The organism is Nocardia sp. NPDC057440 (assembly GCF_042802915.1).
In the GTDB taxonomy this organism is placed as follows: domain Bacteria; phylum Actinomycetota; class Actinomycetes; order Mycobacteriales; family Mycobacteriaceae; genus Nocardia.
Window position 1 is genome coordinate 56,266 of the sequence record NZ_JBHVDF010000023.1, and the last position, 26,989, is coordinate 83,254.

General features: G+C 67.8%; 22 protein-coding genes. 5 read left to right on the forward strand and 17 right to left on the reverse strand.

Annotated elements, in window-relative coordinates; translation table 11 throughout:
• Nucleotides 1-58: 58 nt before the first annotated feature.
• Nucleotides 59-1,027 (forward strand): helix-turn-helix transcriptional regulator, encoded by a 969-nt coding sequence (locus tag ACFU4Z_RS32975; RefSeq protein WP_379071170.1) that lies wholly within the window; start codon nt 59-61, stop codon nt 1,025-1,027.
• Between the two features lie 58 nt (nt 1,028-1,085).
• On the opposite strand, the gene ACFU4Z_RS32980 is transcribed toward ACFU4Z_RS32975, so the two are convergent.
• The 4 genes from ACFU4Z_RS32980 to ACFU4Z_RS32995 all read right to left on the reverse strand — a co-directional run bounded on the left by ACFU4Z_RS32980 (nt 1,086) and on the right by ACFU4Z_RS32995 (nt 6,213).
• Nucleotides 1,086-2,549 (reverse strand): GntP family permease, encoded by a 1,464-nt coding sequence (locus ACFU4Z_RS32980; RefSeq protein WP_379071173.1) that lies wholly within the window; start codon nt 2,547-2,549, stop codon nt 1,086-1,088.
• Nucleotides 2,550-2,639: 90 nt separating this feature from the next.
• A complete protein-coding gene (locus ACFU4Z_RS32985) occupies nt 2,640-3,263 on the reverse strand; it encodes a bifunctional 4-hydroxy-2-oxoglutarate aldolase/2-dehydro-3-deoxy-phosphogluconate aldolase (RefSeq protein WP_379071176.1) in 624 nt (207 codons plus the stop codon).
• Nucleotides 3,260-4,870 carry an amidohydrolase family protein gene (locus tag ACFU4Z_RS32990; RefSeq protein WP_379071178.1) on the reverse strand — a complete coding sequence of 537 codons (1,611 nt, stop codon included), beginning with the start codon at nt 4,868-4,870 and terminating at the stop codon, nt 3,260-3,262. Before ACFU4Z_RS32990 ends, ACFU4Z_RS32985 begins: the two co-directional genes overlap by 4 nt.
• 5 nt (nt 4,871-4,875) lie before the next feature.
• Entirely contained in the window at nt 4,876-6,213 is a 1,338-nt protein-coding gene (locus tag ACFU4Z_RS32995; protein ID WP_379071181.1) for an amino acid deaminase, read from the reverse strand.
• Between the two features lie 130 nt (nt 6,214-6,343).
• Between ACFU4Z_RS32995 and ACFU4Z_RS33000 the strand changes: the two genes are divergently transcribed.
• Genes ACFU4Z_RS33000 through ACFU4Z_RS33010 form a run of 3 tightly spaced genes read left to right on the forward strand, consistent with a single transcriptional unit; the run spans nt 6,344 to nt 8,602 of the window.
• The gene (locus tag ACFU4Z_RS33000) at nt 6,344-7,390 is read left to right on the forward strand and encodes a sugar kinase (protein ID WP_379071184.1); all 1,047 of its coding nucleotides are present in this window, start codon (nt 6,344-6,346) and stop codon (nt 7,388-7,390) included.
• A 16-nt stretch (nt 7,391-7,406) separates the two neighbouring features.
• Entirely contained in the window at nt 7,407-8,171 is a 765-nt protein-coding gene (locus ACFU4Z_RS33005) for an IclR family transcriptional regulator (protein ID WP_379071187.1), read from the forward strand.
• Nucleotides 8,172-8,194: 23 nt separating this feature from the next.
• On the forward strand, nt 8,195-8,602 hold the full coding sequence (locus ACFU4Z_RS33010) for a RidA family protein (protein ID WP_379071189.1): 408 nt from the start codon (nt 8,195-8,197) through the stop codon (nt 8,600-8,602).
• Nucleotides 8,603-8,801: 199 nt separating this feature from the next.
• Here ACFU4Z_RS33010 and ppc read toward each other — a convergent pair whose 3' ends face one another.
• The 13 genes from ppc to ACFU4Z_RS33075 form a co-directional block, all read right to left on the reverse strand.
• The gene (ppc, locus tag ACFU4Z_RS33015; protein ID WP_379071192.1) at nt 8,802-11,687 is read right to left on the reverse strand and encodes a phosphoenolpyruvate carboxylase; all 2,886 of its coding nucleotides are present in this window, start codon (nt 11,685-11,687) and stop codon (nt 8,802-8,804) included.
• Between the two features lie 201 nt (nt 11,688-11,888).
• The gene (locus ACFU4Z_RS33020) at nt 11,889-12,308 is read right to left on the reverse strand and encodes a VOC family protein (protein ID WP_379071195.1); all 420 of its coding nucleotides are present in this window, start codon (nt 12,306-12,308) and stop codon (nt 11,889-11,891) included.
• A 274-nt stretch (nt 12,309-12,582) separates the two neighbouring features.
• Nucleotides 12,583-13,137 carry an ATP/GTP-binding protein gene (locus ACFU4Z_RS33025; RefSeq protein ID WP_379071281.1) on the reverse strand — a complete coding sequence of 185 codons (555 nt, stop codon included), beginning with the start codon at nt 13,135-13,137 and terminating at the stop codon, nt 12,583-12,585.
• 49 nt (nt 13,138-13,186) lie between these two features.
• Entirely contained in the window at nt 13,187-13,591 is a 405-nt protein-coding gene (locus ACFU4Z_RS33030; RefSeq protein ID WP_379071284.1) for a DUF742 domain-containing protein, read from the reverse strand.
• 35 nt (nt 13,592-13,626) lie between these two features.
• Entirely contained in the window at nt 13,627-14,043 is a 417-nt protein-coding gene (locus ACFU4Z_RS33035) for a roadblock/LC7 domain-containing protein (RefSeq protein WP_379071287.1), read from the reverse strand.
• 8 nt (nt 14,044-14,051) lie between these two features.
• On the reverse strand, nt 14,052-16,850 hold the full coding sequence (locus ACFU4Z_RS33040) for a nitrate- and nitrite sensing domain-containing protein (protein ID WP_379071290.1): 2,799 nt from the start codon (nt 16,848-16,850) through the stop codon (nt 14,052-14,054).
• Nucleotides 16,851-17,315: 465 nt separating this feature from the next.
• Nucleotides 17,316-18,344 carry a hypothetical protein gene (locus ACFU4Z_RS33045; RefSeq protein WP_379071198.1) on the reverse strand — a complete coding sequence of 343 codons (1,029 nt, stop codon included), beginning with the start codon at nt 18,342-18,344 and terminating at the stop codon, nt 17,316-17,318.
• A gap of 44 nt (nt 18,345-18,388) precedes the next feature.
• A complete protein-coding gene (locus tag ACFU4Z_RS33050) occupies nt 18,389-18,904 on the reverse strand; it encodes a hypothetical protein (protein WP_379071200.1) in 516 nt (171 codons plus the stop codon).
• A 28-nt stretch (nt 18,905-18,932) separates the two neighbouring features.
• Nucleotides 18,933-19,904: a DUF4436 family protein gene (locus ACFU4Z_RS33055; RefSeq protein ID WP_379071203.1), complete on the reverse strand. Its 972-nt coding sequence runs from the start codon at nt 19,902-19,904 to the stop codon at nt 18,933-18,935.
• 58 nt (nt 19,905-19,962) lie between these two features.
• A complete protein-coding gene (locus ACFU4Z_RS33060; protein ID WP_379071206.1) occupies nt 19,963-20,736 on the reverse strand; it encodes an alpha/beta hydrolase in 774 nt (257 codons plus the stop codon).
• 165 nt (nt 20,737-20,901) lie between these two features.
• Complete coding sequence (gene pheT / locus ACFU4Z_RS33065) at nt 20,902-23,403, reverse strand: phenylalanine--tRNA ligase subunit beta (RefSeq protein ID WP_379071208.1); 2,502 nt, start codon at nt 23,401-23,403, stop codon at nt 20,902-20,904.
• Nucleotides 23,404-23,450: 47 nt separating this feature from the next.
• Entirely contained in the window at nt 23,451-24,515 is a 1,065-nt protein-coding gene (gene pheS / locus ACFU4Z_RS33070; protein ID WP_379071211.1) for a phenylalanine--tRNA ligase subunit alpha, read from the reverse strand.
• A 324-nt stretch (nt 24,516-24,839) separates the two neighbouring features.
• Nucleotides 24,840-26,273 carry an MFS transporter gene (locus ACFU4Z_RS33075; RefSeq protein ID WP_379071213.1) on the reverse strand — a complete coding sequence of 478 codons (1,434 nt, stop codon included), beginning with the start codon at nt 26,271-26,273 and terminating at the stop codon, nt 24,840-24,842.
• A gap of 127 nt (nt 26,274-26,400) precedes the next feature.
• Between ACFU4Z_RS33075 and ACFU4Z_RS33080 the strand changes: the two genes are divergently transcribed.
• The gene (locus ACFU4Z_RS33080) at nt 26,401-26,976 is read left to right on the forward strand and encodes a TetR/AcrR family transcriptional regulator (RefSeq protein ID WP_379071215.1); all 576 of its coding nucleotides are present in this window, start codon (nt 26,401-26,403) and stop codon (nt 26,974-26,976) included.
• Nucleotides 26,977-26,989 lie beyond the last annotated feature (13 nt).

A 26,989-nucleotide genomic window follows, 5' to 3' on the forward strand; every position in this document is an offset into this window, starting at 1 on the left:
CAACGCTATTTCTCGGTTAGGACTGGATCGTTCCTAAGCGTCTGGCATTCTCGGCGGCATGTTGGAAACCTCGGCGCGGCTGCTCAGACTGCTCGCGCTGCTGCAGGCACATCGAGAGTGGACCGGCGCCGATCTCGCCGCACGGCTCGACGTCACCACCCGGACCGTCCGTCGCGATGTGGAGCGCCTGCGGGAGCTCGGCTACCCGGTGCACGCCACCCAGGGGACAGGGGGCTATCGCCTCGGCGCAGGCGCCGCGCTGCCACCGTTGCTGCTCGACGACGACGAGGCCGTCGCTGTCGCCGTCGGCCTGCGCAGCGCCTCCGATGGCACGGTCGCGGGCATCGAGGAGGCCTCACTGCGCGCGCTGACCAAGCTGGAACAAGTGCTGCCGCCGCGATTGCGGCACCGGGTTCGCACCCTGCGCGGCGCCACCGTCCGGGTCGGCGTGCCGGGTGCGGCGGTCGAGCCGGACACGCTGATGGCCATCGCCGAAGCCTGCCAGCGCCGGGAGCGGCTGCGCTTCGACTACCGCGCGCACAGCGGGTCGGTCAGCGTCCGCTCGGTCGAGCCGCACAGCCTGGTGCACTTCAGCAGGCGCTGGTACCTCGTCGCCTGGGATATCGACCGTGCCGACTGGCGCAGCTTCCGTGCCGACCGGATTGCTCCCCGAGTGCCGACCGGGCCACGGTTCGAGCCGCGCGAAATCCCGGAAGGCGATGTCGCGGCCTATCTTTCACTGCGACTGTCGGCACGCAGCTGGCCGTGTCAGGCGACCGTGCTGCTGCACGTCTCCGCGGCGGTGGCCGCTGGCCGAGTGTGGCCGGGCATGGGCGTCGTCGCGGCCGTCGATGAGCACAGCTGCCATCTGCACGTCGGCGCGGACACTCCCGAGGCGCTGGTCTGGATGATCACTTCGTCCGACCTCGACTTCACGCTGCTCAGTGGATCTCGGGAACTGGCCACCGCCCTACGCGCCCAAGCCTTCCGCTGCGATCGAGCCCTGCGGAATTTTCCCTCGACCTGAAACCCCGCTGGGCCGCGGCGATTATCCGCGGCCCGTCGGCGCTTGCCCGAACAGTCACTCAGCCGACAAGGGCGAACAGCACCGCGGCCACCGCGAAACTCACCACCGACAACACCGTTTCGAGCACCGTCCAGGTTTGCAGCGTCTGTTTCACGGTCAGGTTGAAGTACTTCGCGATGATCCAGAAGCCGCCGTCGTTGACGTGGCTGAGAATGATCGAGCCCGCGGCGATGGCCATGGCGATCAACGCGATCGCCATCTGCGAATAGCCGTGGCCCGCGACCAGCGGTGCGACGATGCCACCGGTAGTCACGATGGCGACGGTGGCCGAACCCTGAGCGATGCGCAGGCCGCAGCTGATGATGTAGGCCAGCACGATCACCGGCAGGCCCGCGGCCGACATGGTGTCGGCGAGCGCGGTGCCGATCCCGGTGGCGGAGATGACCTTTCCGAAGAACGCGCCCGCGCCCACGACCAGCAGCAGCATGCCGACGGGCCTCAGCGATTCCGCGGTCAGGGTGCTGAGTTCCTGCACACTGGAACCGCGGCGCACGCCGAGCACATAGAAGGCAACGAGCACCGCAATGAGCAGCGCGACCGCCGGCGTACCGAGGAAGGTCAGCACCTGCAGCAGCCGCGACTGCTTGTCCAGCCATTGCGTACCGAAGGTGGCGCCGAGGATCAGCAGCAGCGGAATGGCGATGATGCCGCCGATGACGGCGACCGGCGGCGCGGTGGTCTCGGTTGCGGTGGCCGTCGAGCCGGGACCGCTCGCGGTTCCTGGGCCGTCATCGGCGACCGGAGCCGGTTGCGCGGTCTCCGGCCGGATGAGGAACTCCTCCGGAACCTCCACCTGCACCCGCTTGCCGATGTAGCTGCCCCACACGATGCCCGCGGCCACGAATCCCGGTATGCCGCAGACGAATCCCATCAGGATCAGCCAGCCGAGGCTGACGCCGAGCAAGCCGCCGAGCGCGACCGGTCCCGGATGCGGCGGCAGGAAGGCGTGTGTCATCGACAGACCCGCGAGCATCGGCATCGCGTACAGCACCAGCGACCGGCCACCACGCTTGGCGGCGACGTAAACCAATGGCGCGAGCACGAAGATGCCGATGTCGAAGAAGACAGGGATGCCGAAGATGAGCCCGAGCAGGCCCATCGCCACCGGGGCGCCCTTCTCGCCGAATACGCTCAGCAGCTTGCCGGTCAACACATCGGCGCCACCGGAACGTTCGAGAATCGCGCCGAGCACCGTGCCGAGGCCGATGATGACCGCGATGTGCCCGAGGATGCCGCCGAAGCCCGTCTCCAGCAGGGAATCTCCCGGCTTGATCGCGGTGCCGACGATCTTCGACACCGGCAGTCCGGCCGCGAGCGCCAGCGCGAGCCCGGTGAGCAGCAGCGCGATGAACGGCTCCAGCTTGACCTTGATGATGGCAAGCAGCAGTACGGCTATCGCGAGACCGCAGAGCACCAGCAGTCCGGGGGTGGTGGTGCGCAGCCAGTCGACGGCGGCGTTCATGCGCGTGCCTCGCAGGCGCTCGGCCCGGGCGTACGCCACTGGGCACTGTGTCGACTGGTTCGCTCGCTGAGCTCGCTCACGGGGTACCTCTCAATTCATGGATCGAACGAACGACGCCGCGCGCGTGGCGATGTCGGACCAGCGGCCCGCGGCGACGTCGGATGGAGAAACGACATCGGTGCCCGCGGTGACGGCCACGGCTCCGTTGGCGAGGAATTCGGCGGCATTGCCCGCGTTGACGCCGCCCGAGGGGATTAGCGCCACGTCGGGGAAGGGGCCGTGCAGGTCTTTCAGATAGCCCGGTCCGAGTGCCCGCGCGGGGAAGATCTTGACCGCGGCGGCGCCAAGGTCGAGTGCGGTGAGCACCTCACTCGGCGTGAAAGCGCCCATCACCACCGGGATGCCGCGCCGGGTGGCGACGGCGGCGACCACGGGACGCAGCCCAGGGGTGACCAGGAACCGAGCGCCATTGTCGATCGCCGCCTCGGCCTGATCGGCGGTCAGCACCGTCCCGACGCCGAGCACGGCGGCCTCGGTCGCGGCGGCCGCGCGCAGGTAGCCGAGCACGCCCGGTGTGGTGAAGGTGAGTTCCAGCGCGCGAATGCCGGACCGCGCCAAGGCATCCGCCAGCGCCGCCGGGTCCGGGATCTCCGGCGCGCGCACCACGCTGAGCACCCGGTCGGCGCGGATCACGTCGAGAGCGTCGGTGTTCAATATGTCTGCCTCCTGGCGGAATCCATGCGCAGCGCGCGGCCGGCGAGTACGCCTGTCGGCGCGCCGTTTTCGATGGCGAACTCACCGTTGACCAGCACGTGCTGGATGCCGCGCGCCTGCTGTTTGGGGTTGTCGAAGGTCGCCGTGTCGGTGATCGCGGCCGGATCGAACAGCACGAGATCCGCGGCGTACCCGGTGAAGACGAGCCCGCGGTCGCTGAGCCGAAGCCGGTCGGCCGGCCTGCCGGTGAGGTGGTGCACGCAGTCCTCGAGCTCGAGGACTCCGAGCTCGCGCACGTAATGGCCGAGGTAGCGGGGAAAGGTCCCCCATGCCCTCGGATGCGGCCGGTCACCGACCAGCAGCGCGTCGCTGCCGCCCATGTGTCCGGGATGCACCATGATGGCGCGCACGTTCTCCTCGTGGCCGACGTGCTGCAGGATCGTGGTGGCGAACAGATCGCGGCGCAGCAGGTCGAAGAACACCGTCACCGGCGCCACGCCGCTCTCGTCGGCGATCTGATCGATGGTCTTGCCGACGCACCGGTCCAGTTCCGCGTTGGCGACGCCGCTGATCTGAATGGTCTCCCACTCGACGGTGACGCCGTGGCAGCCGTCGGAGCCGTTCACGTTGACGTCGAGGGCGATTCGGGCGCGCAGCGCGGGGTCGTCGATCCTGGCCAGTGCCGCATCCGGTCCACCGGACATGGCCCAGCTCGGCAACAGCGCGGACAGCGTCGTCGCGCCGGGCAGATACGGGTAGGTGTCCAGCGTGATGTCGCAGCCTTCGGCACGAGCGGTGTCGACCAGTGCGAGAAACTCCGGTGCCCGGCCACGATTGACGCCGAAGTTCATGGTGGCGTGGGTGAGATGCAGCGCGCAGCCGGTGCTTCGCGCCAGCTCGATCATTTCCGCGTACGCCTCGAGTGCGCCCGCACCGTAGGAGCGGGTATGCGGAGCATAGAACCCGCCGAAATCCGCGACGACCTCGCACAGCGCGGCCAGTTCACCGGTGTCGGCATACATTCCCGGTGTGTAGGTGAGCCCACTCGACATGCCGACCGCACCCTCGCGCAGACCCTGCGCGAGCAGCTCCTGCATCCGGCGTATTTCGGCCACGGTCGCCGCACGCTGTTCGCTGCCGACAACGAGCAGCCGCAGCGTGCCCTGCGGCATCAGGTAGGCGGCATTGGGTGTGATGCCTCGGTCCAGGCGCTCCAGATATTCGGCCACGCTGCGCCAGGAGAAGTCCAGATTCGCGGGATTACCGTTCCACCCGGCGATCTGACGCCGCAGCACCGCCAGGGTGGGATCGTCGATCGGGGCGTAGGACAACCCGTCCTGTCCGAGGACCTCGGTGGTGATGCCCTGGCTGATCTTCGGGAAGTGACCGGGCTCGGTCAGCAGATGCAGATCCGAGTGCGCGTGCATGTCGATGAAGCCGGGGGCAAGCACCGATCCCGGTGCGGCGTCGACGATCCGGGCGGCGGTGAGCGTCACCGGCCCGGCGATCTTGGCGATCCGGCCTCGATCGATGAGCACATCACCGCGGAAACGCGGTGCGCCGGTGCCGTCGACGATGTCGATATCGCGAAACAGTAAGTCGGTCATGGGCGTCAGAAGAATGTGTGCAGGAGGTCGACGACGCGCGGACGTTCGGCGTCGGCATCGTCGATCACCGGAATGAGCCGCCATTTGTCGAAGGCGGTGCACGGATGCGAGAGGCCGAGGCGCACCACGCTGCCGACGGGCACCTCCGCTGCGGTGCTGCCGGGCAGCCGCAGGAAGGCATGCTGATCGTTGAGCGCCGACACCGTCGCGGCCGCGTTGAGTGAGTCCTCCTGTCCCGCAATGTGTTGCGGGACAGGAAGCCCCTCATCGAAGGGAAGATCACGCTTCCCCGCGTCCAGTAGGGCGAGCTCCGGCTCCGGTCGCGACACGGTGCGCGCCCAGCCGTGCATCGCCGAACGCAGCGGACGCTCGCTTCGCGGTGCGGCCAGCGGTGAAATGCCTGCGTAGAAGCCGTCGTCATGGATGATGTAGGCCCCGGAACGCAGCACAACGGTGGTCGGAATGCCTTGTACGCCTTGCTCATCGGCGAATCCGGCCAGGCACTCGACGACCAGGTCCGGGTAGGCGCTGCCGCCCGCGCTGATGATCGCTCCGTCGTGGTATAGGCCGTCGGCGGCGAGTTCGCGGTGCAGTCCGCCGAGTTCGTCGAGGTAGTGGCGGACGGCCGCGACAGCGTCCGGGGTGCGGTCGTGACCAAGCGCGCCCTCGTAGCCGCCGACGCCCGCCAGGGTGAGCCGCGCCGAGCGGTCCACCGCAACGGCGACGGCCTTGGCTTCCGCCACTGTCCGCGCACCGGTGCGGCCGTGCGGACCACCGAGTTCGATGATCACCCGGATCCCGGCCTGTCCCGGCGCTGAGCGCAGGTGCTCGTCCATCAGCGTGACCGTCTCGACGCTGTCGGCCCAGCAGACGAACTCGAAGGCCGGGTCCTGCGCCAACTCTCCCGCGAGCCAATGTAAGCCGACCGGATCGACGAGAGCGTTGGCGAGCACGATGCGACCGACGCCGAAGGAACGCGCGAGCTGGACCTGCCACACGGTGGCCAGCGTGATGCCCCAGCTGCCCGCCACCAGCTGCTGCGCCCACAGTTGCGGAGCCATGGTGGTCTTGCCGTGCGGAGCCAGGCGCACGCCCGCGGCCTGCGCCCAGTCGGCCATGACCGCGACATTGGCGGCGACCGCCGCCCGATCCACCGTCAGCACCGGCGTCTCGAACTCGTCGAGATGCGGACCCGAGTCGAGGAACTCCCGGACCGTCCGGCCCCACGCCGCGGGCGGCAGACCCTTGTGCTCCGGACCGAGCACCCGATCTTCCAGTGCGGCAACGGCTTTCTCGTCGATCGTCACGGCGTTCCTTCCCTCGGACGGGGTCCGCAGTTTCATGCCCCCGAGTTCGCGCACATCTGATGCGTTCTATGCATTGCATATTTTGCAATGCTTGTTGCATATAGTGTTTGGTGTGGTTATTCTGCACGGGATGACCGTTGGCCGCAAGGGCAGAAAGGAGATCGGTGTGAGGTGGCGTACATCGACCCGCTCGCGGGCGGTGACCATCGGAGAAGGGCTTGCCGTCCTGGTGGCGCGACCCGGCCCGCTGGAGGACTCGGACATCTTCGAGCGCACCGCGGGTGGCGCCGAGTCGAATGTGGCCACCGTGCTGACTCAGCTGGGCATCGACGCCGCGTGGATTTCCCGAGTGGGCGATGACGGGTTCGGCCGGTATCTGGTGAGGCACCTCGCGGATCGCGGCGTGGACGTCTCCGCGGTCGTCACCGATCCGGCCCGCCCGACCGCGGTCTACGTCAAGGAACGCGGCAGTGGTTCGGGCATGGCGACAGATCTGGCCGAGCGAGCCAGCCGGATGCTGTACTACCGCACCGGGTCCGCGGCCAGCGCGCTGTCCACGGCCGATCTCGCGGCCACCGCCGCGACCCGCGTGCTCGACAGCTGTGAGGTCGTCCACTTCACCGGCATCACCACCGCGCTGTCGGAGACGGCTACCTGGCTCACCGAGGCGCTGGTCGCGATGCCGCGCCGCGGCAGACTGGTCAGCTTCGATCTGAATTTCCGACCGGCGCTGTGGGCCGGACGGCTCGAGCGGGCGGCGGATGTACTCGCCCGGCATGTGCGCGGCAGCGACGTGGTCTTCCTCGGCGCCGACGAGGCGGGTGCGGTGTTCGACGTCGACGACGCGGACCGATTGCGCGCCATGTTCCCGGAGCCCGAGCATCTGGTGGTCAAGAACAACGAGCACTCGGTGACCGGATTCTCCGGGCATGAGCGGATGGAGGTGCCCGCGCTCGGACTCGATATCACCGAGCGGATCGGCGCGGGTGACGCGTTCGCGGGTGGATACCTGGCGGCGCTGCTGCACGGGCGCCCGCTCGCCCAGCGGCTGCGGTTCGGGCATCTGTGCGCCGCCGCGGCATTGACGGGCACCGGCGATATCGCGGAACTACCGTCGCCCGAGGTATTGCAGTCGCTGGCGACTCTCGACGAGACCGCCTGGGCCGGAGTGCATTACGCCGAGGCCGTCGTGGCCCACAATGTGGCGTTATGAGCGTTAGGGCAAAGTCATGAGTCAGAGTCTGTTGCGTGCGTTGACTATTCTGCTGTCACTCGGGGAGGATTCGCGGTCGCTCGAGCAGTTGGCGACCGAGCTCGGCGTGCACAAGTCGACGGTGTTGCGCCTGCTGCAGACCATGGAGTCGCAGCGCTTCGTCACTCATGACAGTCAGCATCAGTACGTCTTGGGCTCGAGGCTGTTCGAGTTGGCCAATCGGGCGTTGGAACAACGCGATGTCCGCACCATCGCGCGTCCACACCTGAGCACACTGAATTCGGCTACGGGACAGACGATTCACCTCGCCACCTATGAATCGGGCGAGGCGATATACATCGACAAGTTCGATGCGATCCAGAGCGTGCGCATGTACTCCCGGATCGGGCGGCCCGCCCCACTGCACTGCACGGCCGTCGGCAAGGTGCTCGTCGCCGCGCAGCCTCGGACCGAATGGCGGACCATCGCGGAGCGCCTCGACTACCGCACGTTCACTGAGCGCACCATCCGGACCTCCGAGCAGTACCTCGCGGAGCTGGAACTCGTTGCTGCGCAAGGGTATGCGGAAGATCACGAGGAGCACGAGAGCTTCGTCAACTGCATCGGAGTTCCGGTGCGCAACGGCACCGGCGCGGTGGTCGCCGCGGCATCGATGTCGGTGCCCGACATGCTGCTCGACCACGATCAGGTGCTCGCCGAACTGCCGCGGCTACGAGCGGCGGCGGAGGCCATTTCCACCGAACTCGGCTGGTCCGCCGGCCGAGTCGCCACCCCCATCTGAGACCCCCACAGGAGAGGCAGACCATGAGCGACAAGATCGCCATTCGTACCACCGAAGCGCCCGCCCCCGCGCACACCTTCTCCCAGGGTGTTCGCAAGGGACCGTTCGTCCAGGTCTCGGGTCAGGGACCGGTTGACCCGGTGACCGGCGAATATCTGTTCCCCGGTGATGTGGCGGCACAGACCGTTCGGACGCTGCAGAACGTGAAGGCGATCATCGATGCCGGCGGCGCCACCTTCGACGATGTGGTGATGCTGCGCGTCTACCTCACCACCCGCGACGACTTCGCCGCCATGAACGACGCCTATGGCGAATTCGTCACCGCCAACACCACCGGTGATGTGCTGCCCAGCCGTACCACGGTATTCACCGGGCTGCCGCGCGCGGAGATGCTCGTCGAGATCGACGCCTTTGCCGTCGTCACCGAATAGGCACGACCAGAGCCCTTTTCGAAGTCGAACGCGACAACACCTCGTGTGATCTCGAAACTCCCGCACCACCCAAGGCAAAGGACGAGGATGCACCAACACTCCGATCAAAGAGTGTTGCAACCACCCCTTGAGCCCAAGGGGGGTCGGAACCACCATTTCACTACGCTCGCCATTTGGTATCGGATGTTGGGGCGACCGGTTAGCCGGAGTTGCGTAGGGCGGTGGCCAGGCCGTTCATGGTCAGTAGGATGCCGCGTTTGACCAACTCCGAGTCGTCGCCTGCGCGTAGGCGGCGCAGCAGCTCGACCTGCATTTGGTTCAGTGGTTCCAGATATGGGAAGCGGTTGTGGATGGACTCCGCCAGGCTCGGGTTGTCGGCGAGCAGGTGGTTGTTGCCGGTGATGGCGGCGTGCATGCGGATGGTCCGGGCGTGCTCGTCGCGGATCATGCCGAAGATCTGCTCGCGCAAGGCGGCGTCATCGACCAGTTCGGCGTAGCGGGCGGCGATATCGAGGTCGCTCTTGGCCAGCACCTGGGCCAGGTTCGACAGTACGGTGCGGAAGAACGGCCAGCGGCGGTAGAGGTCGGCGAGAGTGGCCAGGCGGTCGGGGTCGCCGCCGATCCACTCCTCCAACGCCGATCCGGTGCCGTACCAGCCGGGCAGCATCACGCGCGCTTGGCTCCATGACATCACCCAGGGGATGGCGCGCAGATCGGAGACCGAATTCGTCGGTTTGCGCGAGGCGGGCCTGCTGCCGATATTCAGGTCGGCGACCTCGGCAACCGGCGTCGACTGGCGGAAATACGCCACGAATCCCGGCGTTTCGTGCACCAGACGCGAGTACGCGGCGCGAGCGCGAGCGGCCAGGTCGTCCATGAGTTCATAGGAGGGCTCGGCGTCGGCGCCGAGGCCCTCGACGTCGAGCAGCGTCGATTCCAGCGTGCCCGCGATGAGCGATTCCAGATTGCGGTGCGCGGCACCGGGTTCCGCGTACTTGGCGGCGATGACTTCGCCCTGCTCGGTCAGTCGCAGCGAACCCTGCACCGCGCCCGCCGGCTGGGCCAGGATGGCGTCGTAACTGCGCCCGCCGCCACGACCGACGGTGCCGCCACGACCGTGGAAAAGCCGCAGGCGAATACCGGTCTTGCGCGCCACTTCGATCAGGTCGAGCTCCGCGCGGTACAGCGCCCAGTTGGCGGCCAGGTACCCGCCGTCCTTGTTGGAATCGGAATAGCCGAGCATCACCTCCTGCCGCATTCCCTTGGCGGACACCAGCTCCCGATAGACCGGAACGTCCAGCGCGGCGGCCAGGGTCGCGGCGCCGGCCCCGAGGTCCTCGATGGTTTCGAACAGCGGCACGATGCCCACCGAGCAGCTCGGCGGCCCGTCCGGCTCGCCGGGATCGAGCAACCCACCCTCCTTCAGCAGCAGCGCGGCCTCGAGCATGTCGCTGACCGAGGTGCACATGCTGATGATGTAGTTCGGCACCGCCTCCGTGCCGAAGGTCTGCACCACATTCCGCGCGGCGCGAACGATGCCGATCTCCTTGGTCGCGAGCTCACTGAGCCGGGCGTGCGGGCCGAGCAGCGGGCGGCGGGTGCGCAGCTCGGCGGCCAGCAGATCGACCCGCGCGGCTTCGGACAGGCTCGGATAGTCCGGATGCACACCCGCCCAGGCCAGCAGCTCCGCGACGACCTGTTCGTGCACCTCCGAGTTCTGGCGCATGTCAAGGCCCTGCAGATGGAAGCCGAAGGTTTCGATCGCGTGCCGCAACGCCGCGAGCCGATCGTCGGCGAGCAGGCCGTCACCGCTGGCACGCAGCGAGGCATCGATCGCGTCCAAGTCGTCCAGTGCCGCTTGCGGCGTCGGATACGGCTGCGCGGCAACGTCCGCCGCGCCACTCGCCACACTCGACGACCTGCTCGACGCCGGTCCCGCAGCGCCGATGATCCGCGACGCGCCCGACCAGGCTCCGCCCTGCGACAGGTCCGCACTCGGCGCCTCGCCCGTTTCGCCCGGCACCACACCGAGCGCGTGCCTCGCCGTCGCGGCCACACGCAACCGAATCCCGTGCAGGGCACGGCGATACGGTTCATCCTCGTGCGTTGCCGGGTCGGGATAGCCGGTCGCGGCAAGCGCGGCCACCTCCGGTGTCACCGGAACCAGGCGCGCGGACTGCGACAGCGACTTCTCCAACTCCACCAGTTCGCGCAGATACCGGCCGAATGCGACGGACGCGGCCTGATGAGCCGCCGTGCCGACCACTTCCGCTGTCACATAAGGGTTTCCGTCGCGGTCGCCGCCGATCCACGAACCGGGACGCAAGATCGGCCGCGGCAAGAGCTCGACACCGGGCCAGCGCGACCGCAGCGCTGCCCGCACCTCGGCATTGATCGCCGGGATCACATCGAACAGCGTGAGTTCGTAGTAGCGCAGCCCGACCGCGATCTCGTCCTGAATCCGTAAGCGCTGCAATCGGATCAGCGCGGTCCGCCACAGCGTGAGCACCTGGCGGCGGATCTTCAGCTCGAATGCGGTGCGCTCACGCTCGGTCTCGGTGTAGCGCTGCCGCAACCGCATCAGTTCGGTGATGCGGGTCTGCACGTCGAAAACGGTGCGGCGGCGGGTTTCGGTCGGATGCGCGGTGATCACCGGCGACACCAGCGCATCGGCGAGCAGTCCGGCGACTTCGGCGCCGTCCAGCGCGGCCGCGTCGAGCCTGCGATAGGTGGCGGCCAGCGACGAACCCTGCGGCGGCTCCCCCGCCGCCTCGTGCACGGCGCGGCGACGGTCGCGCTGGATGTCCTCGGCCAGATTGGCCAGCAGCACGAAATAGCTGAACGCGCGGATCAGCGGGAGCGCGACAGCGATGTCGACGCCGTCGAGCATCTCCGCGACCGCGCTGCGTTCGACCTCTTCGCGGCGCACCCGGAAGGCCTCGATGCGCACCCGCTCGATGAGGTCGAATACCTCGGGACCCTCATGATCACGAATGGTGTCGCCGAGGACGCCACCGAGAAACCGGATGTCGTCCCGTAGCGGCCGGGTCGCGTCCTGCTCCGTCTCGATCCGCGCTTCGCTCATGAACCGACCCTACTGCGCCGAGATCAGCGCTTCGCGGTGATATCGGCCGCACCCGGCTCGGGCTCCGACCCGAGGCGAGGGACGCCCTTCGAACGGGACACCCTGGCGGGCGTTTCCGGCGTGTCGCCGCAGTCATGCACCGGTCGGCGGCGAGTGCGGATGGCAGCGACGGGAACCGAACCCGCGCGGCGTACCGGTGGCTCAGCCCGGCAGCTGGGAGAACCGGAGATGGTTGCCCCACGGGTCACGGAAACCGCAGTCCCGCACACCATACGGCTGGGTGATCGGCTCCTGGGTCACCTCGACGCCGGCGTCACGCAGGCGGGCGAAGGTGTCGTCGACAGCCTCGGTGGTGAAGATCAGCGTGCCTTGCGCGCCGCTGGCCAGCCGGGCACGGGCCGCCGCGGCGGCCGCCTCGTCCGGCACCATGTCGGGGACCTCCAGCAGGAACTCGATGCCCGGCTGCGACGCGGGCCCGACGGTCAGCCAGCGGACGCCGCCGAACGGCAGGTCCTGGCGCACCTCGAGGCCGAGGACATCACGGTAGAACTCCAGCGCCTTCTCCTGGTCCGCGACCAGCACCGCGACGCGGGAGAGTGCGAGATCTTTGCCGTTGCTCATGGGTTTCGCTTTCTTTCGACTCGTGGGGACAGAACTGATGACGGACTCTCGATCGAAAACTAATCGGTGTCGTTGCTGATGTCGGGCCAGCGCTCCGGCCGGTCCCAGACGCCGCCACCATGCCCTGTCCAGCGACCGTGGTCGCTGCGGCCACCGCCGGGGCTCCGCCAAGAGCAGTGCCCCGGAACAGCGAGCATCGGTCCGCGAGTGGCACACCATGGTGGGCGGATCGGTGTGTCGCGGCCATCACGTGCCGGCCACGGTCGGCGCGCGGCTAGCCGACGTCGCGGGCCTGGAGTCGCGGGGCCGACACGCGGTGGAGGAGGACCTGTTCGAGGAGTGCCACGAGAACTGTCTTGACCGATTCACGGTGGCGGGCATCGCATTCCAGGACGGGAATCCAGTCGTCGAGGTCGAGTGCCTCGCGGACCTCGTCGAGGTCGAACTGCTCGCCGTGCTCGAAACGGTTGACCACGACGACGAACGGGGTGTGGTGTTCCTCGAAGTAGTCGAGGACCGGGTAACAGTCTTCGACTCGGCCGGTGTCCACCACGATCACCGCGCCGAGTGCGCCGTCGACCAGGTCGTCCCACAGGAACACGAAGCGATCCTGGCCCGGGGTGCCGAACAGGTAGAGGATCAGCGAGCTGTCCAGGGTGATCCGGCCGAAGTCGAGAGCGACAGTGGTCTGCGTTTTGTCCGCACTCGTGCCGGGATCGTCGACGCCGACCGCGACCTCGGTCATCGCGGCCTCGGTCACCAGCGGCTCGATCTCGGAGATGGCGCCGATGAAGGTTGTTTTGCCGACACCGAATCCGCCGCTGATCACGATCTTCACCGACGCGGGCAGTCGCTCGGCGGTGGCTGGTGTCCGAACTTCAGAGTGCCCGTACAAGGTCCCTGATCCTCTCGATGGCTGCGGTGGACAGTTCTGGGGCGTCGCGCACCGCGACATGGCCTGCCGCCGCGAGATCGCCGACAATGACTTTCGCGACGCCGACCGGCACGTGCAGTGCGGTGCCGATCTCGGCGATGGAGTGGGGTCGCTGGCACAGCCGCACCACGGTGTGCTGTTCGAATCGCAGTGGCGCGGAAAGGGCGGACGGCGGAGCGTGCACGAGGGTCTCGATACGCAACCCGTCCAGCAACGGTGTGGTGCGCCCGGCGGTGACGACGAAAGGACGGACGAAGCGGTCGGCGTGCTCGTGGGCGACTGCTCTGTCGGTACCACCCCGCGGCTGGTCCGGTGCGAACCAGCCGACGAACCGATTCACCGGGATCATCCTCGGGTCCGGCAATCGCGGCCGGTCTGGGTCTCTCATCTGCGCAACGTCTCACGCAATTCCGAGATCAGGACCGGCTCGAGCAGCGCGCCCGCGCGCTCGGCGAGCACCGCAATCTCGTAGCCGACGAGACCGATATCGCAGCCGCCGTCGGCGATCACGCCGAGGCAGCTGCCGTCGCCGAGGGCGGAGACCAGCAGGAATCCGCGCTTCATCTCGATCATGATCAGCTCGAGGCCGTCGAAGGAGTAGCTGCGCGACGCACTGCGCGCCAGGCTGGACAGGCCCGAAACGATCGCGGCAAGCCGGTCGGCGCCGGTCCGGTCCAAGCCGTCGGACATCGCGATGAGCAGTCCGTCCGAGGACACCGCGACGGTGTCGCGGACCCCGTCGGTGTCGCGCACGAAGTTGGCCAGCATCCAGTTGAAGGTGTGCGGGTCGGCGCTCTGCATATGGGTGGTCACCGAATCTCCTCTGCGGTGGTCGTGGCGGAACGTGAGGTCTGCACCAGATCCGTGGCGCGCGTGTCGGTATCGGGAGATCCGGCAACGTGGGGGTGCGGCGACGCGGTCTGCGCGGACTCCGGCCCGCCACGCCGATGGCCGGCCCGCAACGACGACAGCATGCCGCGCACCTCGTCGGGCGAACGCTCCGTCACCGGCGTGCTCGATTGCCTCGATCCGCCGCGCGGCGCGCTGCCTGTCGTTTCTGGCGCGCGAGTTCGCTTGTTGCGCTTGACAAGTCCGTTGCGGGTGCGTCGTACGGCCGCTACCTCGACAGGTGATTCGACGGATTCGGCTGACGTGTCGCGTGTTTCGGGGATCAGCCACATCGACAGTTCCGACGCGCGCGGTGAGTCCTCGGGCGCACCCGGCGCGACACCGCCCTGCGCATGCCCATTCGCAGCGCCATCTCCTGACGATCCGGATATCCCGGGCGCGGAGCCCTTCGCGGCAGGCAGAGCTGGCATCGACTCGTGCACGACCGAGACATCGGATGCGGACAGCAAGTGCGTGAACGGCGCAGGCGCGGGTGTCGGCGATCCTGATCTCGCTCTGGGACGCGTTGGGCTTGGCATTCCCGGGGTACGGCTGCCTGCCGCGCCGGTGACCGTACTCCGGTCGGCGTCGCGCGCGTATCCCGATCGGCTGGTCATGTTTACCTGCGCACCAGCTACTTCGGCCGTTGCATTCGTCGGTACCCGCCCCGTCGTCCCGGTCATCCCGACACCAGCGGCGCCGTTCCGTCCTGCCCCGGACGCCGCGGCCCCCGACACCGACCACGAACCGGCGACTGCGGCGGCAATCCCCTGTGAACCCCTCGCGGCCGCCGCAATCCCCAACGGACCCGTCGCAGCGGCGGCAATCGTCTGCGGACCGACCGATCCGGCGACCGGCTCGGATGCCTCCCGCTCCACGACCGTCCGTCCCGCCGGCGGTGCAGGATGCCGATCCTTCTCGCCGGCAAGAACATTCGCGGGCAGCAGCAACCGGGCGACGATCCCGCTGACCGGCGACACAGTGAGTTCGACATCGATGCCGAGCCGCTGCGCCAACCGCCCGACCACGTAATGCCCGAGATAGCGCGTCGGCGCGACAACGAAGTCCCGCTCACCGCGCAGCCTGGCGTTGGCCTCGGCCAACTGCGGCGTCGGCATGCCGACGCCGTGGTCCACCACGGCGAGCAGATAGCCGCCGGGCAGCTTGCGCCCGTAGATCTCCACCTCGAGATCCGGTGGGGAGAAGGCGAGCCCGTTCTCGATCAGTTCGGCGAGCATGTGCGCGAGCTCGCTGACCACCGCGCCGGTGATGGCGATGTCGTCCACCCGGCGCAGCACGACGCGGCGGTAGTCGTCCACCTCCGACAGTCCGGCCCGGATCACGTCGGTGAGCGCGATCGGCTCGGCCCAGCGGCGCGGGCTCACCTCACCGACGAGGACGAGCAGGCTTTCGGCGTTGCGGCGCATGCGGGTTGCGAGGTGGTCGAGCTCGAAGAGGTTCGACAGCGCCTTGGGATCGAGTTCTTCTCTTTCGAATTCGCTGATCAGACCGAGCTGGCGACGCACCAGATTCTGGTTGCGGCGAGCCAGGTTGGCCATCGACTCGGTGGTGTTGCGGCGGACGAGCGCCTGCTCGGAGGCGAGGTCGAAGGCAGTGCTCTGCACCCGGTCCAGTGCGCCTGCCACGGCGGCGATCTCGGTGGTCGCGCCACCCGGGGTGCGCACCGTCGGCGGCGGATCGGGCGGTGGATCACCGGAAACCCGCCAGGCCGCAATGACTTCGGGCAGCCGTCGGGTGGCGACCTCGTCGGCCTCGGCCGCCAGCACGCCCAGTGGGCGCACGATGGCTCTGATGCTGGTGATCACCAGCATGACCTCCGCGAAAATGGCGAGCAGCGCGGCGAGCAGATATCCGCCGAGGGTCAGTGCGGCGTTCTTGCGCAGCACTGCGGCGCGCTGCCGAACATCGTCACCGACCGCCTGCTGCACCGCGCGCTGCTCATCGATGACGCCGGTCATCTGCGACCACCAGGTGATCGGATCGACCGATCGCACCAGCGGACCCTTGCTGGACGCGATCGCGATATTCTCCGATTCCATTGCCCTGGTGGCATTTTCGCTGCGCATCGCGGCATCGAGGAGGGCCTGCTCGGCTGCGGTGGCATCGCGCGCGAAGGCAGCAAGACCGGCAACCTTGGCCGCGCGGATGTCGAGGAACTGCACATACTCGCCGAGACCGAATTCATCGGCGACGAAAACGCCGTTGAGGAATCCGCGTTCCTTGGCTGTGTGTTCCTTGGCGTCACCGAGCGCGTACAGCGCTTGCAAGCCATGGCGGACCTGCGGGTCGCCGGCCTGATCGAGGCCGAGTGCAAGGCGATTCAGCGCGGCGATGCCATCGGTGTAGAACTGGAAGGCGGCTTGCCGGGTGGTCCGCCGGGTGTCGACCTGCGTGCGGGTCGCCGCGAGCGCGCCGAACTGTCCGACCGCCGAATGCACCTGGGCCACACCGGGCGGCCCTCCGGCCAGCGCGTCATCGAGCAGCCCCAAAGACCGATCGGTGCGGGCGCGCTGATCGGCGACAGGCTGCTGCAGCCGGGTGTCGCCGCCGAGCAGGCCGTTGCTCAGCCCGCGTTCACGCTGCGCTTCCTGCACCACGTCCTGCACCGCGAGCGCCAGCGACACCGCACGCACAGTGTCGCCACTGCGCCGGAAGGCATCGATCTCGCGGGCGATGGTGATGCCGAGCAGTGCGAGCACCAAAGTCAATGAGAGAGTGAGGATTCGGGCCAATTGCCCCCGAATGGTGCGCGGTCGTACTATTCGACTGCTCGATACCCGCCGTTCACCTCTCGCCTCGGTTCGGGTGAGTTCCGGTGTGCCGCCGGATAATTCCGGTCGTCGACGTACACGCACCACCCTGCTCCTCCGCTCCGGCCGTGAGAGCTCCACGGCGAGCACACAGAAAGTCAGGAGCAAGCTTCCCCAGGGCGCATCGCGGTGTCAACGCGAAAACCCGACAAATCGGACATCGAGCGCATTTGTATACATGCTGGTAATCAACCGTTTCCGAGGTGTCGGTCCGCTCACACACCGACCGAGCGCGCTGTGACTTCGCACGCGCAGAAACCGGCGTCCACCACCTTCGAATCCGAGACCGCGGCGGTCGGTCGGCGACAGCAAAAACCGCGCCGGACATACCGGCGCGGTTCGAGGAATGCCGAGTCAGTTGGTGACGTCGGCAAGAATGCCGAGCACCACATCAGAGGTGTAGAAGGGCTCGAGGCGCTCGCGGATCAGTTTGCCGAGCACGCCGTTGCGCTTGGCGCCCTCGATCACCGCGGGGCCGTAGCGCAAGATCTCGGTGGCGATGTCATCGCCGGACAGGCCGAGCTCGGGCAGCATCGCCGCGAGGGTGTAGTCGCCGTACTTGGTGAAGAACACCTCGACGCACTCGTCGACGAGCAAGCCGAAGTACTCCTTCTCCCGCGTGGTGATCGCGATCTCGTAGCAGATCAGCACCAGTTCGTTGAGGTCCTTCTGAGTGAGGTAGTCGCGCAGGCCGCTGACCGGCTCGTCGGCGTGCAGATCCCAGAATTCCATCGCGGCCGAGTGCACCGGCGCGTCACGCAGCATTTCGCGGATGGCGTTATTGGTCCGCTTGAGGGCGAACATGGCGCCCTTGCCCGCCAGATCACCCACGAAGGTGCCGTCGGCGGCCTTCTTGGCGCGGTTGGCCGCGGACTGCCCCAGCGACATCAGCGAGGAGACACCGGGGATCTTCTCGGCGCGCTCCCGATTGGCCTGCATGAAGTCGTTGATCAGCTTGTCGACGAACTTCGAGGCGACGGTGGCGACCAGCGGACTCTCGGTGAGCCGGTCCAGGATGCGCTCCTGCGCCTGATGCATCCCGAAGATCTTCTCCAGCAGCGCCTCGACCGGCTCCCGATCGACCACCTGGCCGAGGGTGTAGTCGTGATTGGTCGCGATGTGATCGTAGATCGAATCGGAGAACACCCCGACCATATCGGCGATGACGGGGCTGCCGCCGATCAGGTCGATGATCGTGGCCACCGTCTGTTTGGCCTGGTCGAGCTCGACCACGTCCCGGAAGACGAGGGTGTCGGCGACACCGATGACCGCCTCCACGTCGCGGGCGATCACTTCCGCGAAGCGATCGCCGGTCACCTCGGCCAGTAGAAACTCCACCTGGGCATCCAGTAGTCGGTCGGCGATCTCTCGCGGCTGGCTCATCGAGTTGCACCCTCACACATTCGTTGTTTCCTACGTCCGGCCGACTACGGCTCGGTTTCGACGTCGTTGCCGTGCAACGACTTCCGTATCCGATCCAGACGCTCGCGGGCGGCTTTCTCGCGCGCTTCCCACTGTTCGCCTGCGCTGCGCCCCGCCGGGGTCTGCCGATCGAGCTCGCTCATCCCCTGCGCGGTACCGAAGCGCTGCTCGACCTTATCGCGAACTGACTCGAAAGTAGGGACTCCACCGGGCGAATATCCGCTCACCGCCGCCTGCGTCGGAATACCGGTCGGCGGTACCGGTACCGCGGGTACCGCAGAAAGTCCTCCGACCTGCCCGGATGCACCGAGGACCGCCGGAGACTCATGCGAGGGAGATAGTTCAGTGTCAGGAGTCACATCGGCATCGATAATCGCATCATCTCCTGCCGCCGCCGCACCGAGAGCCGCGTGCACCCCGGCCAGCGTCGGACGCCCGGCTGTCGCGGCGCGCAGCACGGCCAGCAGTTCGTCATCCGGCAACGCCGCCAACCGGTCGGCAATCTCGCTGGTATCGCTCATATGGCCAGGTTACGCAGCGTGGCGTCGGCTAAGGCCGCACCGAACCGATCCCGACCGGAACGGGCTGCCGGTCCAGCAGGTCATCGACGGGGCCAGGCTCCGACGGCGGCGGCGCGCTCGCCTCCTGCGCAGTCTCCTCACGCTCCTTGACGACCTCGATCCGATAGCCGATCAGGACCGAACCGACCAGCGCCGCCGAAATGATGCCCTCGGCGATGAAGAAGGAAGCGAAGTCGATGATCGAGCCGATCGGCGGGGCGCTGGGCACGGCGTTGCGCAGTGGGATGAGCGCGAACAGCAGCGCGCCCATCATCGAGCAGGCCGGGAATATCAGGCCGCGGCGGCCATCGACAAGGTAGTAGGTCGCGACGGCGGCCGCGATCGCGAGACCGAGCATCAACACCATGATGAACAGCGCGAAGACCAGCGAGGGCGTGGATCGCGTGGCATGCAGAGCGAGGTCGACGCCGTCGATCTGACTGTCGACCGCCTCGGGGGTCTCGGAGACCGCGAAGAACGTGTCACCGCTGGACACGGCGGCCGCGACGGGAACGTGCTCGTCCCCGCTGATCATGTCGAAAGCGAGAATGGCCTCGTACTTGTCGAACGGGTAATCGGTGAAGGTCCCCGACATGGCGATCTTCACCTCTGCGGCCGAGATCGGTTCGCCCGCCTCGATTTTGATCGGTTCGGACTTCAGCCCAGAGGTATAGAGGATGGCGTCGCTCGCGAAGAAACCGAGCCGATCGGCATAAATGCCGTGCGGCCGCGCCGTCACCTCCACCGACACCGCCTGTGCGGCTGGATCGATCTTGCCGATCCACACTTCTAGATCGACTCGATCGGACTTACCGACGTCACCGAAGGGGTGCACCGCCGCCGTCCGAGCCTTGCCGGCCTCATACATCGACAGGCTCACAGCCAGCACCACTATCAGCGCGATCACCGCCACCATCGCGGGCAGCACCGCACTGCGCTTCTTCTTCACATTTTGTCCCACACACCGAAAATACTGGGCCCCATCACCTTCGAGTTCGCCACCGCGGGAAGCCCGAACGTTACGGCGAGACTATGCCCGCGGCATCGGCCCAGTCGCGGATGGTGCCCGCCCAGTCCCAGCCGCACTGCGTGATGAGGTCGTTGTGCCCGGCACCCGGCACGACCAGCAGTCGCTTCGGTTCCGGGGCGGCGGCATACAGCCGCTCGGCATGGCGCAGCGGAAGCAGTTCATCATGGTCACCGTGCATGAGCAGCACCGGCGCGCGCAGTGTCGGTATCCGCCGCAGACTCGGGTAGGCGTCGGGGACCAACGGCCGAGGCAGAAACGGGTACACCGACCTCGCAGCATCACGGATGCCGGTGAAGGTAGACATCAGGATCAGCCCGGCGGGTGGATGCACGGTCGAGAGTTCGAGCATGACCGCGCCACCGAGCGACTTCCCCAGATACAGCACCCGATCGGTATCGACACCCGGCTGCGCGAGCAGAACGCGCCGCGCCGCACGGGAATCGAGATAGGTCCCGTGCTCCGTTGGCCGCCCGGTGCTGCGCCCGAAGCCCCGGTAGTCGAACGCGAGCACATCGAAACCGGCCTCGGTGAGCAGCGCGAATATCGGCACCCGATCGCCGATATTGCCGGCGTTCCCATGCGCGAACAGCACATGCCCGATGGACCGGCGAGCAGGCACCCACCAACCGTGCAGCGTCTCCCCGTCGGCGGTCGCGATGGACAGCTCGGTGTACTCCAACCCCAGCATGGCCGGGGTCTGCGCGATCTGCCGTTGGGGCAGGTAGGTCAGCGCGTGCAGGATAGGGCTCGCAGGATGCCGCATACCGCCCTTCTTACTCGCTGCTCGCGTGGCGCCGCGCTCGGGCCTCGCCGAATCGCGATGCTGCCGCACGACGATGACGAATTCGCCACGCGCGCCGATCCCGAACACCGAACACGTCGGGGCCGCGCGACCGCAATCGCCGCGCGGTCCCGACGTCGGGATATGTCAGGCGCGCAGGACCGCGCCGACGGCATCCGCCGCGGCCGCGACCGCGGCGTCGCGGGCGGCGCTGGCCTCGTCCTCGGTAAGGGTGCGGTCGGTGGCGCGGAAGCGCAGGGCGTAGGTGAGGGACTTGCGGCCCGCACCGGCCTGAGCGCCTTCGTAGACGTCGAACAATGCGATGTCTTCGAGCAATTCGCCACCGCCGGAGCGCAGTGCCGATTCCACCGACGCGGCGGCCACCGCCTTCTCGACACTCACCGATACGTCCTGCAGGACGGCCGGGAACGGGGAAACCACCGGCACCGGGCGGGATTCGCGCAGCGGCAGCGCGTCGAGGTCGAGTTCGACGGCGCAGGTGCGCGGCGGCAGGCCTGCGCGTTCCAGCACGGCGGGATGCAGTTCGCCCGCGTGGCCGACGATCTCGCCGTCGACGAGCAGTTCGGCGCAGCGCCCTGGATGCCATGGCAGGTGCGCGGCGGCCTTACGTTCGATAGTCACACCCGCCGCGTCGGCGACGGCGTCGGTGAGGGCGAAAGCGTCAGCGGCCTCCACCGCACGACCGGGGCCCCACGGACCGCGTGGGTCGCGGCGACCGGTGAGCACGGCGGCCACATGCACCGGCTGCGCGGGCAGCGAGCCGATCAGTTCCGCGATCTGCTCGTCGGCCGGGCGGCGGTCCACCGGCAGCGGTGCGATCGGCGCGACGTTCGGGCCGGTCAGCACCACCTGGGCGATGCCGTAGACCGCGAGGTCACGCGCGCCGCGCGAGATGTTGCGGGCGGCCACTTCCAGCAGGCCGGGCAGCAGCGTGGTCGCCAGTTCGGGGCGCTCCGCATCGAGCGGGTTCAACACGCGGGTGGTGGCGCGGCGCGGGTCGTCGGCGTCCAGACCCCACGTGTCGAACACACCCGGCGGCAGGAACACCGGCGGTGGCACCTCTACACAACCGGTGAAGGCAAGCGCCCTGCTCACCGCGCGACGGCGGCGCTGGGTCGGGGTGAGTCCGCGTCCGGCGGGCGCGGTCGGGATCACCGAGGGGATCTGCTCGAGCCCCTCCAGCCGCAGCACCTCCTCCACCAGGTCGGCGGGCTGAGCCAGGTCGGGCCGCCAGCTCGGCGGGGTAACGACCAACTGGCCGTGCCCGGCCTCGCTGACGCCGACATCCACGTTCGCGCCGATCTGGGCCAGGCGCCGCGCCGAGGTACCGGTCGAGTAGGTGACGCCCGCGACGCGGTCTGCCAGGTCGATATCCATCCGGATCGGGTCGGCGACCTGCGTCGGCACCCGAACATCGGTCAGTACGGATTCGACAGTGCCACCGGCGATTTCGGCGAGCAGTATGGCTGCTCGATCCAGCGCGATGACATTGATCTCGGGATCGACGACCCGCTCGTAGCGCTTGCCTGCCTCCGAGGAGAGCTTGTGGCGCCGCGAGGTGCGGTAGACGAGCAGCGGATTCCAGGTGGCGGCCTCGAGCACGATATCGGTCGACTCGGCGCCGACTTCCGTTGTCGCACCGCCCATGACGCCCGCCAAGGAGATGACGCCCGAATCGTCGGCGATCACCACATCCTCGGCATCGAGCACGCGTTCGGTCTCGTCGAGGGTACGCAGCGTCTCGCCGGTGTTGGCGGTGCGCACCACCAGGCCGCCGGTGAGCTTGGCCGCGTCGAAGGCGTGCAGCGGCTGGCCGAGTTCGAGCATGACGTAGTTGGTGACGTCGACAGCGGGCGAGATCGGGCGAACGCCGGCCAGCAGCAGCCTGCGCTGCAACCACCAAGGGCTCACCGCGTTCGGGTCGATGCCGGTGACCCGGCGGACCGCGAAACGCGTGCACTTCGAGGCCGGTTCGAGCCGAACGGGCCAGGCGTCCTGCTCGTCGTCGGGCAGGGTCCGCACGGCGGGGTCGGCGTATTCCAGGTCGGAACCACACGCCAGTTCGCGAGCGAGACCGCGCACCGAGAAGCAGTAGCCGCGATCCGGGGTGATGTTCAACTCGATGATGGTGTCGTCGAGGCCGAGCAGCTCGTTGGCGTCGGTCCCAGGCTCGGCGGTGCCCGGCTCGAGCACCAGGATGCCCGAATGATCCTTGCCGATACCGAGTTCGGCGACCGAGCAGATCATGCCATTGGAGACATGCCCGTAGGTCTTGCGCGAGGCAATGGCGAAACCGCCGGGCAGCACCGCACCCGGCAGCACCACGACGACCAGATCACCGACCGCGAAATTTGTTGCGCCGCAGACGATCTCCTGCAGATCGGGGTTGCCGACATCTACTTTGCAGAACCGGATCGGTTTCTTGAACTCGGTCAGCTCGGTGATCTCGGCGACACGGCCGACGACGAGCGGCTTCTCGATATCACCCGTCACCCGCTCGAGTTTGTCGACCTCTTCGACCTCCAGCCCGACACGGACGAACCCTGCGTCGAGCTCCTCCGGCGTCACCGACCACTCGGGGGTGGTCCGCCGGATGATTTCCGTCAGCCAGGACTGCGCTACTCGCACTTGACGTTTCGCTCTCTCGATCGAAGGAAGTTCTTGAATCGCTCAGCTCAGGACCGGATACCGAAGGGCAGCGTGAAACGCACGTCACCCTCGACGATGTCCCGCATGTCCGGAATGCCGTTGCGGAACTGCAGCGTCCGCTCCAGGCCCATACCGAACGCGAACCCGCTGTACACCTCGGGGTCGATCCCGCTGGCGATCAGCACCTTCGGGTTCACCATGCCGCAGCCGCCCCATTCGACCCAGCCCGCGCCGCCCTTCTTGTCCGGGAACCACACGTCGACCTCGGCCGACGGCTCGGTGAACGGGAAGTAGTTGGGGCGCATGCGGGTTCGGGTCTCGGGCCCGAACAGGGCCCGCGCGAACGCGTCCAGGGTGCCGCGCAGGTGCGCCATGGTCAGGCCCTTGTCCACGGCCAACCCCTCCACCTGGGAGAACACCGGAGTGTGGGTGGCGTCGAGTTCGTCGGTGCGGAACGTGCGGCCCGGGCACACGACGTAGATCGGCACCTCGCGCTCCAGCATCGAACGCACCTGTACCGGCGAGGTGTGCGTGCGCAGCACCTGCCGCGAACCCTCCGGCGCGATGTGGAAGGTGTCCTGCATCGTGCGCGCGGGGTGGTCCGGGAGGAAGTTCAGCGCGTCGAAGTTGAAGTGCTCGGTCTCGACCTCGGGGCCTTCGGCAACCTCCCAGCCCATCGCGACGAACACATCGGCGATCTGCTCGGAGATGACGGTGATCGGGTGGCGCGCGCCGACCTGCTGCCTGCGCGCGGGCAGCGTGACGTCGATCGCCTCCGCGACGAGCACCGCGGCATCACGCTCGGCCAGCAGCACGGCACGTCGCGCTTCGAACGCGTCCGAGACCCGCGCCCGCGCGATATTGACCCGTTTGCCCGCGTCGGCCTTCTCGGCCTTCGGCAGGCCGCCCAGCGCGCGCTGCGCGAGGGCGAGCGGCGCTTTGCCGCCGAGATGCTCGGTTTTCGCGACGGCGAGCGCATCGAGGTCGGCGGCAGCGGCAAACGCCTTCTCGGCCGCCGCCGCGGCGGCGGCCAGTGCCTCCTCGGTGAGCGCCGCGCTGTGCTCGACTGCTGCGTCGTTGTCGTCGGCCACGATCGTTCGACTCTCCCCTGGGGATCGGTTCGAGGGTCCGCATGATTGCCTACCCACATTGCTGCTGGTGGAATCGTATTCGATCCGTCATGGCCGATTCACCCGGATTACCGCTCCCCCGCTTGCCCGGCGTGTGCTAGCGGCCGACTTCGCATGCCGGAGAGGCGAGCGCGGCGCTGTCGCGTCGACCGGATCCGCACCGAGGCGGTGCCGGCCGACACCGGAATACGGCGATGACGTGCTGCGTCCGTGCGATGGCAGGGCAAACGAACAGCTGTGCCCCCTGCTCCGGTCAGGACCTGAGCAGGGGGCACCCACAACAGCTCAGCGAACCTGGGTGATCTTCCCGGGCAGCAGCCACGCAACCACCGCGCCGACCGCGACAACGCCTGCCCCGACCCACACCGCGGGCACCATGCCGTCGACGAAGCTCTGCGGGCTCAGGTAGGAGCCGTGTGAGGCGAATACCGACGCCAGCACAGCGACACCCATCGCGACACCCACCTCACGAATGGTGTTGTTGGTGCCGGAGGCCATCGCCCGATCCTCGGGTGCGGCGCTGGCCATCACAACCGTCGCGCCGGGCGCGAAGGTCAGGCCCATACCGATGCCGCCGAGCAGGAACGGGCCGATAAACGATCCGTAGCTCGCGTCGACCGTGGAGATCGCCGCCATCCAGGCCAGCGCGACAGCCAGCGCGGCCTGCCCCGTGGCGAGCAGTGTGCGGGCGCCGACCCGATCGACGATCAGGCCCGCGAGTGGGGCGACCACCATCGGCGCCAGCGTCCACGGCATGGTGCGGATGCCCGATTGCAACGGGCCATAGCCCTGCACGACCTGGAAATACTGCGCCAGCAGGAAGATCGATCCGAAGACGCCGACCGAGAAGGTGAACACCGTCGTATTGCTCACCCGGAAGGCGCGGGACCGGAACAAACGCAATGGCAACATCGGGTCCGGAGTCTTCAGCTCCCAGGCGATCAGGCAGCCGAGCAGCACCGCGCCACCGAGCAGCGCGGACAGCACACCGGCCGAGGTCCAGCCGTCGTCAGCGCCGTGCACCACACCCCACACCACCGCGAGCACCCCACTCGCCGACAGCACGAGCCCGAGCGGATCCAACCGCCGCTTGCCGCCGTAGGACTCGTCCAGCACCCGGGCCGCGAAAGGCAGGACCAACACGCCGAGGGGCACGTTGAGCCAGAAGATCCAGTGCCAGCTCAACCCTTCGACCACAGCACCGCCGATGAGCGGACCGAGGGCGACGCCGAGACCGGAGATTCCGCCCCAGATGCCGATCGCGGCACTGCGCATTTTCTCGGGTACCGCCGAGGAAAGCAGTGTCAGCGACAGCGGCATCACCGCGGCCGCGCCGAAACCTTGAATTGCCCTGGCGGCGATCAACATCCACGGATCGACAGCCAGTGCGCAGGCCGCGGACGCGACAGTGAAGAGCGCGATCCCGGACAGGAATACGCGGCGGCGGCCGAGTCGGTCACCGATCGCTGTCGCCGTGAGCAGCAGCGAGGCGAAGGCGAGCGTGTAGGCGTTGACGAACCATTGCAAGTCGCCGAGCGAGGCGCCGAGCTCGGTGCGGATCACCGGCAGCGCATTGGTCACCACGAGGTTGTCCAGCGTGACCATGAACATCGGGATACCGACAGCGGCCAATACCGCGGCGAGGGGTCGGCCGCGGCCTGGACTCCCCTGCGCCACGACGGGAGCCGACGAATCGGCGACTTCAAGAATCTCGTTCATGTCCAGCCTTTGTTGTAATCGACTGATAACTAACACGGTCAAAAGTATGCATCGACTGATAACATGTCAATAGGGTGGTCGGATCTGATAGACAAACATCGACGGGGAAGCCAAGGAGGACGACGGCATGACGACCGGCACCAGGCTGACCGCCGCGCAACGCAGCGAAGAAGTACTGAATGCCGCCATCACCGCCTTCGCCGCGGGCGGTTACGCGGGCACCAAGACCGATGAAATCGCCAGGCTCGCCGGCGTCTCTCAGCCCTACGTGATCCGGCTGTTCGGCACCAAGCAGCACCTGTTCCTGGCCGCACTGCACCGGGTCTGCGATCGCATCGAAAAAGCCTTCCGCGCGGCCGACGCCGAACGCACCGATCGCGAGGCACCCCCTGCGGAAGCATTACGCCAGCTCGGCCACGGCTACAAGGTCTTCCTGGCCGAGCGCGAACTCCTGCAGGTGTTCATGCACGGCATCGCATCGAGCTCCGACCCGGTGATCGGCGACGAGGTCCGCGCGCGGTTCGGACAGATCTTCGCGCTGGTGCGCGAGCTCACCGACGCGCCACTCATCGAAGCCCGCCGCTTCATCGCCACCGGGATGCTGCTCACCGTGATGAGCGCCATGCAGGTCGCGGGACCCGACGCCATCCCGGCCGCCTGGGCCGAGGAAATCCTCGAAAACCTGTCCGACGAAGGGGATTAGGCCACTTCGCAGC

Bases quoted from the DNA above. Each gene is read 5' to 3' on its own strand.
- ACFU4Z_RS32975 (WP_379071170.1), top strand. From the start codon at position 59: ATGTTGGAAACCTCGGCGCGGCTGCTCAGACTGCTCGCGCTGCTGCAG.
- ACFU4Z_RS33050 (WP_379071200.1), bottom strand. From the start codon at position 18,904: ATGAGCGATACCAGCGAGATTGCCGACCGGTTGGCGGCGTTGCCGGAT.
- ACFU4Z_RS32995 (WP_379071181.1), bottom strand. From the start codon at position 6,213: ATGAAACTGCGGACCCCGTCCGAGGGAAGGAACGCCGTGACGATCGAC.
- ACFU4Z_RS33020 (WP_379071195.1), bottom strand. From the start codon at position 12,308: ATGAGCAACGGCAAAGATCTCGCACTCTCCCGCGTCGCGGTGCTGGTC.
- ACFU4Z_RS33075 (WP_379071213.1), bottom strand. From the start codon at position 26,273: ATGAACGAGATTCTTGAAGTCGCCGATTCGTCGGCTCCCGTCGTGGCG.
- ACFU4Z_RS33005 (WP_379071187.1), top strand. From the start codon at position 7,407: ATGAGTCAGAGTCTGTTGCGTGCGTTGACTATTCTGCTGTCACTCGGG.
- ACFU4Z_RS33035 (WP_379071287.1), bottom strand. From the start codon at position 14,043: ATGCAGAGCGCCGACCCGCACACCTTCAACTGGATGCTGGCCAACTTC.
- ACFU4Z_RS33030 (WP_379071284.1), bottom strand. From the start codon at position 13,591: ATGATCCCGGTGAATCGGTTCGTCGGCTGGTTCGCACCGGACCAGCCG.
- ACFU4Z_RS33010 (WP_379071189.1), top strand. From the start codon at position 8,195: ATGAGCGACAAGATCGCCATTCGTACCACCGAAGCGCCCGCCCCCGCG.
- ACFU4Z_RS32990 (WP_379071178.1), bottom strand. From the start codon at position 4,870: ATGACCGACTTACTGTTTCGCGATATCGACATCGTCGACGGCACCGGC.
- ACFU4Z_RS33060 (WP_379071206.1), bottom strand. From the start codon at position 20,736: ATGCGGCATCCTGCGAGCCCTATCCTGCACGCGCTGACCTACCTGCCC.
- ACFU4Z_RS33080 (WP_379071215.1), top strand. From the start codon at position 26,401: ATGACGACCGGCACCAGGCTGACCGCCGCGCAACGCAGCGAAGAAGTA.
- ACFU4Z_RS33045 (WP_379071198.1), bottom strand. From the start codon at position 18,344: ATGAGCCAGCCGCGAGAGATCGCCGACCGACTACTGGATGCCCAGGTG.
- ACFU4Z_RS32980 (WP_379071173.1), bottom strand. From the start codon at position 2,549: ATGAACGCCGCCGTCGACTGGCTGCGCACCACCACCCCCGGACTGCTG.
- ppc (WP_379071192.1), bottom strand. From the start codon at position 11,687: ATGAGCGAAGCGCGGATCGAGACGGAGCAGGACGCGACCCGGCCGCTA.